This is a genomic window from Pannonibacter carbonis (assembly GCF_003012935.1).
GTDB classification, from domain to species: Bacteria; Pseudomonadota; Alphaproteobacteria; order Rhizobiales; family Stappiaceae; genus Pannonibacter; species Pannonibacter carbonis.
This window is the reverse complement of sequence record NZ_PUDR01000012.1, coordinates 80231-93458: the sequence shown is the minus strand read 5'-3', so window position 1 is coordinate 93458 and position 13228 is coordinate 80231. Positions and strand designations below refer to the sequence as shown.

The following is a 13228-nucleotide window of genomic DNA, read 5'->3' as shown; positions in this document are numbered from 1 at the left end:
ATCGGTCATGAAACTCTGCTTCGGCGGATATGCCGGCAATAGCAATGGCGCGGCAAACTTGCAATCGCTGCAGGAAACTGACCCGCGCGGACGAGGACATGAATGACCACTGAGAAGACCCTGGCCGCAACGCCCCGGCCGAAGCGGACCAACCGGAAATACGCCTATCTCGCCACGGCCGTTGCAGTGGTCATTGGCGGGTGGAGTGCAGCCTGGTACACGGCGCGCGGGTTTCTTGATGCCGAGATCAGCAAGGTCATGGAACTGGCCGCGCAAAACGGCGCGGAACTCGCCTGTTTTGAGCGCGAGCTTGGCGGCTTTCCCTTTCGCTTCGAACTGAGATGCAAGGATTTCGTCCTGCGCGACCCGTTCGGCGGGTTCTTCTCGGTGGCGACCTTGCGCGCTGTCGCGCTGGTCTACAATCCGATGCACGTAATCATCGAGGCGGACAGCCCGATGGCCGCCTTCCGCGCCGGTGATTCGCCCATCCAGGAGGCGACATGGGGATCGCTCCGCTCGAGCGTTCGTTTCAACACGCAAGGACTGACCAAGCTTGATGCGGTCATCGAGACGCCGCGCCTTTTTTCGTCCGACAATCCGGCCCAGGGCGAGGTGACGATGGCCACCGCCGAGCTGCATCTGCGGCCGGCGCCGGACCAGCCGGCAAACCTTGACATCGCCTTCTCGTTCACAGGGCTCAAGACCGGCGATCCGGCGCACCCGGGCACGGACGGCGCGCTGGTCGGCACGGTGTCAGGTGCCGCGCCCTTGCTGACGGGGACGATCCCGCTCGGTCTGTTTGCCGCCACCGACGGCGTACCGGCCATTTCCTTGTCGCAACTGCGACTTGCCTCGGGCGACGCGTCGCTCAGCACGTCCGGCACGTTGAAGCTGCCGAGCGACGGCTATTTGACGGGCGAGTTCCCGATAGTCGCGATAGAGCCGGAGCAATCCGGTCAGGTGATCGCGCCGCTGTTCCCGCCGGCAACGCCCTTCCCGGAGGCCCTGCAGGGCGCGTTGGTCAGTTTCGGCAAGAAGACCGAGCACGAGGGCAAGCCGGCCATTGATGCAACACTGACGCTCTCTGGTGGAACGGCCAGGATCGGGATATTGCCGGTGGCGCAGATGCAGTCGCTCTACGGCGACCAATAAGATATGAAACTCAACAGACCGGGGCGCTCAGTCGTCCCGGCTGCCGCGCAAAGGCGCAGCATCAGCGATGTCGCTCAGTTCCTGCATCTTGTCACCGATCGGCGTGAGCGCTGCGACAGTCGCCTGGAACCGCGAGGCGTGAACCTCGAACAAACGGCGGGCGAGTTCCGGGAATTCCTGGATCATGCGCTTGAACAGCGCCCGGCGGATGCGGATGACGCGCACCGGCCCGATGCAGACAGCCCGGGCCGGACGGCGGGTCTCCACCAGCATCGCGGTTTCCCCCAGCAAGACGCCGGGGCCGACACTTTCGACTTCCTTGAAGCCGTGCGGCCCGCGCACCTGCAGGCTGACATTGCCCTTGGCAATGACGATGCCGCTGTCGGCCCGCTCGCCCTCGTCAAAGAGGAAGGAACCGGAGATCATGTCCATCGCTTCGGCGCTGAAGGCAAGCAGGCGCAACTGGTCGTCGGAGAAATCCGACAACATGGGGATCTGGCGCAGAATCGCGATGTCCTGAATAAGGCTCATGGCTCAAGTGTTAAGCCGCAAACCCCTCAGGGCACAAGCTTGTATCCACCGGCTTCTGTCACCAGAAGCTCTGCATTGGAGGGGTCACGCTCGATTTTCTGCCTGAGGCGGTAAATGTGGGTCTCCAGCGTGTGTGTCGTGACACCTGAGTTGTAGCCCCAGACCTCGTGCAGCAGCACGTCGCGGGTCACCGGCTTCTCACCGGCCCGGTAGAGATACTTCAGGATCGAGGTTTCTTTTTCCGTCAGCCGCACCTTGGAACCACGCTCGTCGAGCATGAGCTTCGCCGCCGGGCGGAAGGAAAAGCGGCCGATGGCGAAGACGGCATCCTCGCTCTGTTCATGCTGGCGCAGATGGGCGCGCACGCGGGCCAGCAGCACCGCGAACTTGAACGGCTTGGTAACATAGTCATTGGCGCCGGCCTCGAGGCCGAGGATCGTGTCGCTGTCCGTGTCGTGGCCCGTCAGCATGATCACCGGCGACTTGAACCCGGCCTTGCGCAACAGCTTGACTGCCTCGCGCCCGTCGATGTCTGGCAGCCCCACGTCCATCAGCAGCATGTCGACATGCTCGGACTTTGCCTTGGCGATGCCTCCGGCGGCAGTGTCGGCCTGCAGCGTGGTAAACTCGTCATAGAGCGACAACTGCTCAACGAGTGCTTCGCGCAGGTCCTTGTCGTCATCGACGATCAGCAGGGTACGGGCCGTCATGTCCTTGTCCTCGCCTGTTTTTTCCGCCTCACTCATATAGGCCGGCTTGCAGCACATTGCAGTCTTACGCAATGTTGCGCGAGAAAAAACGATCACCGGTCAGAGGGCACTTTGTCAAATCTGCTTCACGGTCCGGTTATCCAGGGGTGAAATCCGCATGACAGGCAATCGCAGCCGGCCAGCAAATGGGCAGCATCAGGTGCTGCAGGTCAGGGCAAGGCCAGGGCATCGCAGCCTCGGGACGCTGCAGCTTGGACATTTGGTGTTTCCCTGCGCCCTTGGGCGTGGTGGCATCACACGCCGCAAGCGCGAAGGCGACGGGGCAACACCGGCCGGCAGGTTCGAGGTGCTGGACGTCTATTTCCGCGCTGATCGCGGCCGGCGGCCATCAACGGGCCTGCCCGTCGCCGCGCTCCACCCGGACGATGGCTGGTGCGACGAACCCGAGCACCCGCGCTACAACCGCCCGGTCACCCTGCCCTTCCCGGCCAGCCACGAGAAAATGTGGCGTGAGGATAGGCTCTACGACATTGTTGTCGTTCTTGACTGCAACCTGACGCCCCCCATGCGCGGTCGCGGCAGCGCCATTTTCTTTCATATCGCACGCGAGGACTGGTGCCCGACGCTCGGCTGTGTTGCGGTCAGCCCGCGACACATGCGGCAGATCCTGTCGCAGCTGCGGCCCGGCGCGGTCATGGAGATCTTGTGAAAACGCTGTAGTGTGGGCGGCAGAACCACAAAGGGTTCAAGGAGACCGGGATGCGCTGGAAAGGCCGTCAGGAAAGCAGCAATGTCGATGACCGGCGCGGGTCGGGCGGTGGCGGCTTTCGCGCGCCCCGTCGCGGCATGAAGTCCGGTGGCGGTCTCGGCATCGGCGGCATTGTCGTCGTCCTGCTGATTTCCTGGGTCACCGGCATCAATCCGCTCGAGCTGCTGGGGACAATGGAGGGCGGGTCGCAGTCCGTCGAGACACGGCAGACCTCAGGCCCACGTCCGGCTGGCGAGGATGAACTGGCAAGTTTCGTGTCGGTGGTGCTGGCTGACACCGAAAACACCTGGACGCAGTTGATGCAGGCGGAAGGGCACGACTATCCCGAGCCGCGTCTTGTCCTTTTCACCGACTACGTACCCTCGGCCTGCGGCCAGGCAAGTTCCGCCACCGGGCCGTTCTATTGTGGCGCTGACCAGCAGATCTACATCGACCTGTCATTTTACCGCCAGCTGTCGCGCGAGCTTGGCGCACCGGGCGATTTTGCCCAGGCCTATGTGCTGGCACATGAAGTCGGGCACCACGTGCAGAACGTGCTTGGCATCCTGCCCGAATACCAGCGCGTCCGCCGGTCCCTCAACGAGGCGGACGCCAATGCCCTGTCCGTGCGCGTGGAACTGCAGGCAGACTGCCTTGCCGGTGTCTGGGCGCATCACGCCGCCCGTCAGCAGGGCTTTGTCGAGGACGGCGATGTCGAGGAAGCGCTGAATGCCGCCTCCCGCATTGGCGACGACACACTGCAGCGCGAGGCCCAGGGCTATGTGGTGCCGGAAAGCTTCAACCATGGCACCTCGGCACAGCGCGCGCGCTGGTTCCGCGAGGGCTTCGCGTCTGGCGACATGGGCAGCTGCGACACCTTCAACGCCCGCCGCCTGTAACGGCATCAGGCAAACCGCGGCAGGCTGAAACCATAGGACAAGGTGACTGCTGGTATTTTGACAGCTTTTCCGCCATATAGTCCAGATACAGGCAGCAAACTGCCCCTGACACCCCCTCAGCCCTCCGCGGATCCGACATGCGCAGATCGTTTTTGAAGATGAATGGCCTTGGCAATGACTTCGTCGTGTGGGACGCCCGCACGGAGAAACTTGCCCTGACGCCGGACGTCATCGCTGCGCTCGGCAACCGCGAGACCGGCATCGGCTTCGACCAGATGATCACGGTCGAGCGCTCGCCGTCCGGAGCTGACGTCTTCATGCGCATCCACAACTGCGATGGCAGCGAGGTGTCAGCCTGCGGCAACGCCACCCGCTGCATCGGCCGGCTGCTGATCGAGGAGACGGAGAAGGACGCCGTGTCCATCGAGACCCGCGCCGGCCTGCTCATCGCCCGCAAGGCCGAAGCGCCGCTGAGCGTCACCGTCGACATGGGCAAACCGCGCTTTGCCTGGAACGAGATCCCGCTGGCGGAAGAGTTTGCCGATACCCGCGCGATCGAGCTGCAGATCGGCCCCATCGACGCGCCGATCCTGCACACGCCGGCTGCCGTCAGCATGGGCAATCCGCATGCGATCTTCTGGGTCAAGGATGTTGACGCCTATGATCTCGGCCGCATCGGGCCGCTGCTCGAAAACCACCCGATCTTCCCGGAAGCAGCGAACATCTCGCTCGCCCATATCTTTGCCCCGAACCAGATCCGCGTGCGGGTCTGGGAACGTGGCGCGGGCCTGACGAAGGCCTGCGGCACCGCCGCCTGCGCCGTCGCCGTGGCTGCAGCGCGTGATCGTCGTGCCGGCCGCAGCTCGGTCATCCACTTGCCGGGCGGCGCGATCTCGATCACCTGGCGCGAGAGCGACGACCACGTCCTGATGACCGGTGCCACCGAAGTCGAATTCGAGGGAGAGGTCGATTTTGACAGCCTCACCTTCGTCAAGACCGGGCCGGGCGACGCGGACCTGCAGGCAGCCTCGCTGGAGGTTGCCCAGTGAGCATCGACGTTGTGACCTTCGGTTGCCGGCTCAATTCCTATGAGTCGGAAGTGATGAAGCGCGAGGCGGAAGCCGCCGGCCTCAAGGACGCGATCCTGATCAACACCTGTGCCGTCACGTCGGAAGCCGTGCGCCAGGCACGTCAGGCCGTGCGCAAGGCGCGCCGCGACAATCCGGACGCCAAGATCATCGTCACCGGCTGCGCCGCCCAGACCGAGACCTCGAAATTCTCCGAAATGCCGGAGGTTGATCTCGTCCTCGGCAACGCGGAAAAGCTGGAGCGCGCCTCCTATGGCCGCGTCGCCCAGTTCGGGCTGGATGCCAGCGAGAAGGTCCGCGTCAATGACATCATGAGCGTGCGCGAGACCGCCAGCCATCTCATCGACGGACTGGAAGGCCGCGCCCGCGCCTTCGTCCAGGTGCAGAACGGCTGCGACCACCGCTGCACCTTCTGCATCATCCCCTTCGGCCGCGGCAATTCCCGCTCGGTGCCGATGGGCGTTGTCGTCGATCAGGTCCGCCGGCTGGTGGAGAATGGCTACAACGAGATCGTCGTCACCGGCGTCGACATCACCTCCTATGGCTCGGACCTGCCGGGCACGCCGAAGCTCGGCACGCTGGTCGCCAAGATCCTCAAGCTGGTGCCGGAGCTGAAGCGCCTGCGCCTGTCCTCCATCGATTCCATCGAGGCCGATCCGGAGCTGATGCGCGTCATTGCCGAAGACGAGCGGCTGATGCCGCATTTCCACCTGTCGCTGCAGGCCGGGGACGACATGATCCTGAAGCGCATGAAGCGGCGGCACCTGCGCGCCGACAGCATCCGCTTCTGCGAAGACGTCCGCGCGATGCGGCCGGATGTGGTCTTCGGCGCCGACATCATCGCCGGCTTCCCGACCGAGACGGAAGAGATGTTCGCCAACACGCTGGCGATCGTCGACGAATGCGGCCTGACGCATCTGCACGTCTTCCCCTTCTCCCCGCGCCCGGGCACACCGGCCGCGCGCATGCCGCAGCTGGAAAAGGCTCTGGTCAAGGAGCGCGCAGCGCACCTGCGTGCCAAGGGCGAGATCGTGCTGGCGGCGCATCTGGGCGCCGAGGTTGGCCGTCTGCGGCCGATCCTGATGGAGCGCGAAGGCCTTGGCCGGACTGAACAATTCACCCAGGTCGAGGTGGAAGGCGGCGAAGCCGGCCAGATCCTTCAGACCCGGATCACCGGACACACCGGCCGCCATCTTCTCGGCGCGCTCGTCTCCCAGGCTGCCTGAAACCTGAAGGCCGCAGGACCCGACACCATTACGCAGGACGCGACACGATGAGCGAGAAGAAGCGCGGGTTTTTCGGCCGCCTGTTCGGTGGCAAGGATGCGGACGAGGCCCAGGTCGAGCATGCCGCCGAGGTCTTGACCGCCGATCTTGAAGCAGTCAGCGAACCGGTCGCCCTTGTAGAAACCTTGCCAGAACCGCAGCCCGACGCCGCGGAGCCGGCCGAACAAAGTGAACCTGCGCAGACTGAGGCGGAGCGAGACGCTCCGGTTGCGCCTACCAAGGTTTCCGTTCCAGCTCCTGTGGTCGAGACGCCTCAACCGGCGGAAAAGCTCACCTGGTTCCAGCGCCTGCGCCGGGGTCTCGCACGGTCGTCGTCGGCGCTGACCGAGGGCATTTCCTCGATCTTCACCAAGCGCAAGCTCGACCAGTCGATGCTGGACGAGCTGGAAGACATCCTGCTGCAGGCAGACCTCGGGCTCGACACCGCAAGCTCGATCACCGAGCGGCTGGGGTCCGGGCGCTTCGACAAGGAAATCTCGCCGGAGGAAGTCCGCGCCGTTCTGGCCGAAGAGGTCGAAAAGGTTCTGGCTCCGGTGGCCAGGCCGCTGGATCTCGACCGGGGTATCCGTCCGCATGTGGTGCTGATGGTCGGCGTCAATGGCACCGGCAAGACGACCACCATCGGCAAGCTGGCCTCGCGCCTTGCCGCCGATGGCAAGACGGTGATGCTGGCCGCCGGCGACACGTTCCGCGCCGCCGCTGTCGAACAGCTGAAGATCTGGGGCAGCCGCACAGGCTCGGAAGTCGTTGCCCGGGATGCAGGAGCAGACGCGGCCGGCCTTGCCTTTGACGCCATGCAGGCGGCCAAGGAGAAGAACGTCGACGTGCTGCTGATCGACACCGCCGGCCGGCTTCAGAACAAGGCCGAGCTGATGGCGGAGCTGGAAAAGGTCATCCGCGTCATCCGCAAGGTCGATCCGACCGCGCCGCATGACGTGCTTCTGACCCTCGATGCCACGACCGGCCAGAACGCCATGAACCAGGTGGAGATCTTCGGCAAGGTCGCCGGCGTCACCGGTCTGGTCATGACCAAGCTGGACGGCACCGCGCGCGGCGGCATCCTTGTCGCCATCGCCGCCAAGCACCGCATGCCGGTACACTTCATTGGCGTCGGTGAAGGCATCGACGATCTTGAACCGTTCTCGGCCCGCGACTTTGCCGAGGCGATTGCCGGACTGGCCTGAGGTCGCTTGCCTCTGACACTACCAGGACAATATCAGCGGCAAGAAAAAACCCGCGCAAAGCGCGGGTTCAGTCGGCTGCCGGACGAGGGTCGGCAGCGGGGATCACAAAGGATCAGGCGGTCACATCAACCGCGCCGCCCATGCCGGCGGGAGCGGAGCGAGCTGCACCGCTTTGCGCGGCCTGGTCAAGCAGGGCGACAATGGCCTGATCTGACTGAAGCGCCATCTTCGTCATCTTCGTCTGCAGCTGGTCCCGGGTCTGGGCCTGCTGCGCGGAGACGAGCGACGTGGCAATCGAAACACTGTCCATGAAACCACCGAGTGGTTGCGAGATGCATCAGTTTCGACCAATCGAGTTAACGCCCGGTTAACTCTTCTGCAGACTGCGGCGCAGAAGCTTGCCGGACGGTGTGCGCGGCAACTCGTCAACGAAGCGATACAGCTTTGGCCGCTTGTATTCGGCCAGACCGGCAGCGGCCATCGCGGCGATATCCGCCTCGTCCGCTGCGCTGCCTTGCCGCAGGACGATGAAGGCTGCGATCAGGTCAACGCCATTGCCCGCTGCAACCGTGGTCACTGCAACCTCTGCAACATCCGGATGGGTGGCCAGAACGCGCTCGACTTCCTCAGGCGCCACCCGATAACCGAAGGCGTTCATGACATCGTCGGCCCGGCCTTCGTACCAGAGATAGCCATCCGCATCGAAGCGCGCCCGGTCACCGGTCAGGAACCAGTCGCCCCGGAAAGCCGCAGCAGTCTCCGCTTCGCGGCCGAAATAGCGCAGCATCAAACCGGGATCGGAGCGATGCACGGCGAGAAGCCCCGCAGTGCCGTGAGCCAAGGGCCGGTCGTCTCCCTCCTCCGCCAGCACGGCAACACGGCGGCCCTCCTGCGGCTTGCCCGGACTGCCCGGCCGGGTCGGGACCTCAGGTCCGCTGGAGATATAGGTTGAGATCTCGCTCATGCCGAGCGCTTCGTAGAGTGGGCGGCCACTGCGGAAATGCCAGTCGGCGTGCAGAGAACCCGACAGCGCCTCGCCGGCCGTCAGGCCATGACGCAGGGCCGGGAAAGACGCGGGCGTGACATCGGCATATTTGAGCATGCGACGGTAGAGGCTTGGAACGGCTGCAAACAGCGTGGCGCGGCTCCCCTCAAGAACGCCGGGCCAGACGTCCGGCTCGCGCGGCCCGTCATAGACAATGCTTGTGGCGCCATTGGCCCAGGGATCCATGAGGCCGACGCCGAGCGTGTAGGTCCAGTTGAAGGCGCCGGCGTGAAGCAGCCTGTCGTGGCGGGTCATGCCATACCAGCCACGGTCCATCGGGCGGCGCCCGAGTGCGGCACGCTGGGCATGCAGCACGCCCTTGGGATAGCCGGAGGTGCCGGATGTGTAGATCAGGAAGGCCGGATCATCCGGCTGCGTCCCGGCATAGGCACCGGCTGGCGCTGCCTTGAGATTTGCGAGCACATCCGGCCCGAGAAAGCGGACGCCGATGCGCTCGGCGGGCAGGCTTGTCGCCCCGTCATGCAGCACGCAAACCGCGCCGCTGTCGGCAAGGATCAGGTCGCATTCCGACGCTGTGAGCAGGGCGGAACTCGGTACCGGCACGAAGCCGCCGGCAATGGCGCCAAAGAAGACGAGCGGAAAATCGCTGGAATGGCCGATGCGCAGCAGGATCCGCTCGCCCTCTGCCAGCCCGAGACGACGAAGGCCGCCGGCGACACGCAGGATCGTGTCTTCCAGACGGCCATAGGTCCAGGTCTCGAGTGGCACACCCGCTGGCCCCACCACCTCCAGCGCGACATCCGTGGCAGGCGGCGCGGCGTTGGTGAGGCAATAACGGGCGAGGTTCATTGCGTCAGCGGGTCGGAACCGGGGTGTCGCCGCGATAGTCGTAGAAGCCGCGACGGGTCTTTCGGCCCAGCCAGCCGGCCTCGACATATTTCACCAGCAGCGGGCACGGACGGTACTTGCTGTCGGCGAGGCCCTCATAAAGCACCTGCATGATCGACAGGCAGGTGTCGAGACCGATGAAATCGGCCAGCTGCAGCGGGCCCATCGGGTGGTTCGCACCGAGCTTCATCGCGGTGTCGATGGCCTCGACCGAACCGACGCCCTCATAAAGCGTGTAGATCGCCTCGTTGATCATCGGCAGCAGGATGCGGTTGACCATGAAAGCCGGGAAATCTTCGGCAACGGCAACCGTCTTGCCAATGCGCGAGACAAAACCCTTCGCCGCCTCGAAAGTCTCGTCTTCGGTGGCGATGCCACGCACCAGCTCGACCAGTTCCATGATCGGAACCGGGTTCATGAAGTGGATGCCGATGAAGCGCTCCGGCCGGTCGGTGGTGGCCGCCAAACGGGTGATCGAGATTGAAGAAGTGTTGGTCGCCAGCATCGCTTCCGGCTTCAGCACCGGGCAGAGCTGGGCGAAAATCTTGCGCTTGACCTGCTCGTTCTCGGTGGCGGACTCGATGATGAGATCGACGTCGGCAAGCATGTCGAGGTTTTCAGCACCCGACAGCCTGTCGAGGGCCGCCGAGCGTTCTTCCTCGGCAATCTGTCCCTTGCCGACCTGGCGCGCCAGGTTACCATTGATCGAGGCAAGCCCGGACTCGATCCGGTCGCGGGAGAGGTCGTTGAGGATGACCTGATACCCTGCCAGGGCGCAGACATGAGCGATGCCGCTGCCCATCTGGCCCGATCCGATCACGCCGATTTTCCTGATCTCGACCACCATCGTTCCATCCGATTCTGTTGCAAGCCACGGTGACACGGGCAACGGCCGTTGCCGAACCCTCACTCGAACCACGCTATTCTTTACAAGACTGGCGCGTGGCGGCAAGAACTCCCGGCGGAAAAGCGGCCCGCCCTGAAGTTTTCGTTAAGTTATATGTCGTGGCTGTGGCATTGCGGCCAGGGACACGAACAAGAATGCAAAATGACCCGCGACGGGAGCCGCCGCGGGTCATTTGACTCAGGCCTTTTCCAGCTCGGCCTTGAGCTGCGGCAGGATGTCGAAAAGGTCGCCAACCAGGCCGTAGTCCGCCACCTGGAAGATCGGGGCCTCTTCGTCCTTGTTGATCGCCACGATGACCTTGGAGTCCTTCATGCCGGCCAGATGCTGGATCGCGCCGGAAATGCCGCAGGCGATGTAGAGCTGCGGGGCGACGACCTTGCCGGTCTGACCCACCTGCCAGTCGTTCGGGGCGTAGCCCGCGTCGACGGCGGCACGGGACGCGCCAACGGCTGCACCCAGCGCATCCGCCACCGGCAGGATGACTTCCTGAAACTTCTCGGAGGACCCAAGCGCGCGACCACCGGAGATGATGATCTTCGCCGAGGCGAGTTCCGGACGGTCAGACTTCGACAGCTCTTCGCCAACGAAGGACGACAGGCCGGCGGCTGCCGGAACAGCTGCGTCTTCAATCGCCGCCGAACCGCCCTGGCCGGCCGCCGCGAAGGAGGCCGTGCGAACGGTCAGGACCTTCTTGGCATCGCTGGACTTGACGGTCTGGATGGCGTTGCCGGCGTAGATCGGGCGCTCGAACGTGTCGGCGTCGATCACGGCGGTCACTTCAGAGATCTGCATCACGTCGAGCAGGGCAGCAACGCGCGGCAGGGTGTTCTTGCCGCTTGCCGTCGCCGGGGCGACGATGGCGGAGTAGCCGCCGGCAAGCGAGACGATCAGGTCGGCCAGCGGTTCGGCGAGCTGATGGGCGAGAGCATCGCTTTCGGCCACGAGAACCTTGGCAACGCCGGACAGCTTGGCAGCTTCAGCGGCAACCGCGCGGGCGCCGTTGCCGGCCACCAGCACATGGACATCACCGCCGAGCTTGGCAGCGGCGGTCAGGGCCTTCGCGGTCGCGTCATTCAGCGCGCCAGCGGCATGTTCGGCCACGAGAAGGGTGGTCATGGATCAGTTCCTCCTGCGACGGGTCCCTCAGAGGACGCCGGCCTCGTTCTTCAGCTTGGCGACCAGTTCAGCGGCGGAGCCGACCTTGACGCCGGCCTGGCGCGACGCCGGTTCGACGGTCTTCAGCACGGTCAGGCGCGCAGCGATGTCGACGCCGAGCTCTTCCGGGGTCTTTTCGTCGATCGGCTTCTTCTTGGCCTTCATGATGTTCGGCAGCGACGCATAGCGCGGCTCGTTGAGGCGCAGGTCCGTGGTCACCACGGCCGGCAGCTTCAGCTTCACGGTCTGCAGGCCGCCGTCGACTTCGCGGGTCACATCAACGGTTTCGCCGGCAAGGTCGACCTTCGAGGCGAAGGTGCCCTGGCCCCAGCCCAGCAGCGCAGCCAGCATCTGACCGGTCTGGTTGCAGTCGTCGTCGATGGCCTGCTTGCCAACGATGACGAGACCAGGTGCTTCCGCGTCAACCAGTGCCTTGAGGATCTTGGCAACGGCGAGCGGCTCGGTGGTCGCATCGGTCTTCACGAGAATGCCGCGGTCAGCACCCATCGCCAGCGCGGTGCGCAGGGTCTCGGTCGCCTGGGCCGGGCCGACGGACACGACAACCACCTCGGTTGCCTTGCCGGCTTCCTTGAGGCGCAGCGCCTCTTCGACGGAGATTTCGTCGAAGGGGTTCATCGACATCTTCACGTTGGCAAGGTCAACACCAGAGCCATCCGGCTTCACGCGGACCTTCACGTTGTAGTCGATCACCCGCTTGACGGGCACAAGGATCTTCATCGGTTTTATCCTCCCGCTCGGACGGCTTTTCTGCCGCACCGCATCAACTGTTCAAGCCGGCTTACGATCCATCCCGGAAAACGGCGGGTTTCAGCCAAACTCTTTGTATGGCGGGGGACGGTAATCACCCGCACGTCAGGTGTCAACGATGGCGCAAGGGAAGCGGCATAGGCTATTTGCTGCATTGCAGGAGCCAGCATCATCCCTTTGGCCAGGTCATTCGGGCCCGTCTCAGAGCCCTTTGTCGAACAATGGCACACCGCGCCGCCTGAGCACCATCACCAGAACGGCACCTGCAACAATCCCACCGACATGGGCGGACCAGGCAACCTGGCTGTCGCCGTCGGTGACGAGATTGAAGAACTGCAACCCGATCCAGGCCCCCAGCGCCCAGAGCGCGGGGATCGGCAAGGGAATGCGGCCCAGCACCAGAACCCAGACGCGGACGCGCGGATGCAACATCACATAGGCCGCGACAATGCCGGAAACAGCCCCCGAGGCACCAATGAGCGGCATGTCCGAATTCGGCGACAGCAGCGCATAGGCGAGGCCACCGGCCGCGGCGGACAGGAGATAGAAAAGCAGGAACTTCACGTGGCCAAGCGCATCTTCGACATTGTCACCGAAGACCCACAGGAACAGCATGTTGCCGCCCAGATGCCAGATATCGGCATGAAGAAAGGAATAGGTGACAAGCGTTGCCTGTTCCGGGACAACAATCAGCTCCGGTGACAGGTCGCGAATGTCGAACAGGACGGACGGAATCAGGCCAAAGGAGAAGGCGCCCGCTTCGACCGCCTCGCCCAATCCCGCGCCTTGCAGGACAACGAAGGCAAGCACGTTGGCGAGGATCAGCCCCCATGTGACATACGGCCGCAGCACATGGCGCAGCGGGTTATGGTCGTGAAGTGGAATGAACATGCCCGCCGCCGCTCC

At 64.3% G+C, this 13228-nt stretch carries 14 protein-coding genes; 6 read left to right on the top strand and 8 right to left on the bottom strand.

Annotation, left to right across the window (positions count from 1 at the left end; genetic code table 11):
• The first annotated feature begins 102 nt into the window (after nt 1-102).
• Complete coding sequence (locus tag C8348_RS16690) at nt 103-1152, top strand: DUF2125 domain-containing protein (protein WP_106754508.1); 1050 nt, start codon at nt 103-105, stop codon at nt 1150-1152.
• Nucleotides 1153-1179: 27 nt separating this feature from the next.
• On the opposite strand, the gene C8348_RS16685 is transcribed toward C8348_RS16690, so the two are convergent.
• Nucleotides 1180-1683 (bottom strand): cyclic nucleotide-binding domain-containing protein, encoded by a 504-nt coding sequence (locus C8348_RS16685; protein ID WP_106754507.1) that lies wholly within the window; start codon nt 1681-1683, stop codon nt 1180-1182.
• A 26-nt stretch (nt 1684-1709) separates the two neighbouring features.
• Nucleotides 1710-2393, bottom strand: a complete 684-nt coding sequence (locus tag C8348_RS16680; RefSeq protein ID WP_106754574.1) for a response regulator transcription factor — start codon at nt 2391-2393, stop codon at nt 1710-1712.
• A gap of 157 nt (nt 2394-2550) precedes the next feature.
• Here C8348_RS16680 and C8348_RS16675 point away from each other — a divergent pair, with 157 nt between their 5' ends.
• From C8348_RS16675 to ftsY, 5 genes are all read left to right on the top strand, one after another.
• Entirely contained in the window at nt 2551-3102 is a 552-nt protein-coding gene (locus C8348_RS16675) for a L,D-transpeptidase family protein (protein ID WP_106754506.1), read from the top strand.
• A 50-nt stretch (nt 3103-3152) separates the two neighbouring features.
• A complete protein-coding gene (gene ypfJ, locus C8348_RS16670) occupies nt 3153-4040 on the top strand; it encodes a KPN_02809 family neutral zinc metallopeptidase (RefSeq protein WP_106754505.1) in 888 nt (295 codons plus the stop codon).
• Between the two features lie 137 nt (nt 4041-4177).
• A complete protein-coding gene (gene dapF / locus C8348_RS16665) occupies nt 4178-5089 on the top strand; it encodes a diaminopimelate epimerase (protein WP_106754504.1) in 912 nt (303 codons plus the stop codon).
• Nucleotides 5086-6354, top strand: a complete 1269-nt coding sequence (gene mtaB / locus C8348_RS16660) for a tRNA (N(6)-L-threonylcarbamoyladenosine(37)-C(2))-methylthiotransferase MtaB (RefSeq protein ID WP_106754503.1) — start codon at nt 5086-5088, stop codon at nt 6352-6354. The genes dapF and mtaB overlap by 4 nt, the downstream gene beginning before the upstream one ends.
• A 47-nt stretch (nt 6355-6401) precedes the next feature.
• Nucleotides 6402-7598 (top strand): signal recognition particle-docking protein FtsY, encoded by a 1197-nt coding sequence (gene ftsY / locus C8348_RS16655; protein ID WP_106754502.1) that lies wholly within the window; start codon nt 6402-6404, stop codon nt 7596-7598.
• A 112-nt stretch (nt 7599-7710) separates the two neighbouring features.
• On the opposite strand, the gene C8348_RS16650 is transcribed toward ftsY, so the two are convergent.
• The 6 genes from C8348_RS16650 to C8348_RS16625 form a co-directional block, all read right to left on the bottom strand.
• Nucleotides 7711-7908 (bottom strand): hypothetical protein, encoded by a 198-nt coding sequence (locus C8348_RS16650; RefSeq protein ID WP_106754501.1) that lies wholly within the window; start codon nt 7906-7908, stop codon nt 7711-7713.
• A 57-nt stretch (nt 7909-7965) separates the two neighbouring features.
• Complete coding sequence (locus C8348_RS16645; RefSeq protein ID WP_106754500.1) at nt 7966-9453, bottom strand: class I adenylate-forming enzyme family protein; 1488 nt, start codon at nt 9451-9453, stop codon at nt 7966-7968.
• Between the two features lie 4 nt (nt 9454-9457).
• The gene (locus C8348_RS16640; RefSeq protein ID WP_106754499.1) at nt 9458-10339 is read right to left on the bottom strand and encodes a 3-hydroxybutyryl-CoA dehydrogenase; all 882 of its coding nucleotides are present in this window, start codon (nt 10337-10339) and stop codon (nt 9458-9460) included.
• A 237-nt stretch (nt 10340-10576) separates the two neighbouring features.
• Nucleotides 10577-11515, bottom strand: coding sequence for an electron transfer flavoprotein subunit alpha/FixB family protein (locus C8348_RS16635; RefSeq protein ID WP_106754498.1), 939 nt, complete (start codon nt 11513-11515; stop codon nt 10577-10579).
• Between the two features lie 27 nt (nt 11516-11542).
• The gene (locus tag C8348_RS16630) at nt 11543-12292 is read right to left on the bottom strand and encodes an electron transfer flavoprotein subunit beta/FixA family protein (protein WP_106754497.1); all 750 of its coding nucleotides are present in this window, start codon (nt 12290-12292) and stop codon (nt 11543-11545) included.
• Between the two features lie 231 nt (nt 12293-12523).
• Nucleotides 12524-13213 (bottom strand): rhomboid family intramembrane serine protease, encoded by a 690-nt coding sequence (locus tag C8348_RS16625; protein ID WP_106754496.1) that lies wholly within the window; start codon nt 13211-13213, stop codon nt 12524-12526.
• Nucleotides 13214-13228: the final 15 nt, after the last annotated feature.

Coding starts and splice junctions, on each gene's coding strand:
- C8348_RS16690 (WP_106754508.1), top strand. CDS start 103: ATGACCACTGAGAAGACCCTGGCCGCAACGCCCCGGCCGAAGCGGACC.
- C8348_RS16685 (WP_106754507.1), bottom strand. CDS start 1,683: ATGAGCCTTATTCAGGACATCGCGATTCTGCGCCAGATCCCCATGTTG.
- C8348_RS16680 (WP_106754574.1), bottom strand. CDS start 2,393: ATGACGGCCCGTACCCTGCTGATCGTCGATGACGACAAGGACCTGCGC.
- C8348_RS16675 (WP_106754506.1), top strand. CDS start 2,551: ATGACAGGCAATCGCAGCCGGCCAGCAAATGGGCAGCATCAGGTGCTG.
- ypfJ (WP_106754505.1), top strand. CDS start 3,153: ATGCGCTGGAAAGGCCGTCAGGAAAGCAGCAATGTCGATGACCGGCGC.
- dapF (WP_106754504.1), top strand. CDS start 4,178: ATGCGCAGATCGTTTTTGAAGATGAATGGCCTTGGCAATGACTTCGTC.
- ftsY (WP_106754502.1), top strand. CDS start 6,402: ATGAGCGAGAAGAAGCGCGGGTTTTTCGGCCGCCTGTTCGGTGGCAAG.
- C8348_RS16650 (WP_106754501.1), bottom strand. CDS start 7,908: ATGGACAGTGTTTCGATTGCCACGTCGCTCGTCTCCGCGCAGCAGGCC.
- C8348_RS16645 (WP_106754500.1), bottom strand. CDS start 9,453: ATGAACCTCGCCCGTTATTGCCTCACCAACGCCGCGCCGCCTGCCACG.
- C8348_RS16640 (WP_106754499.1), bottom strand. CDS start 10,339: ATGGTGGTCGAGATCAGGAAAATCGGCGTGATCGGATCGGGCCAGATG.
- C8348_RS16635 (WP_106754498.1), bottom strand. CDS start 11,515: ATGACCACCCTTCTCGTGGCCGAACATGCCGCTGGCGCGCTGAATGAC.
- C8348_RS16630 (WP_106754497.1), bottom strand. CDS start 12,292: ATGAAGATCCTTGTGCCCGTCAAGCGGGTGATCGACTACAACGTGAAG.
- C8348_RS16625 (WP_106754496.1), bottom strand. CDS start 13,213: ATGTTCATTCCACTTCACGACCATAACCCGCTGCGCCATGTGCTGCGG.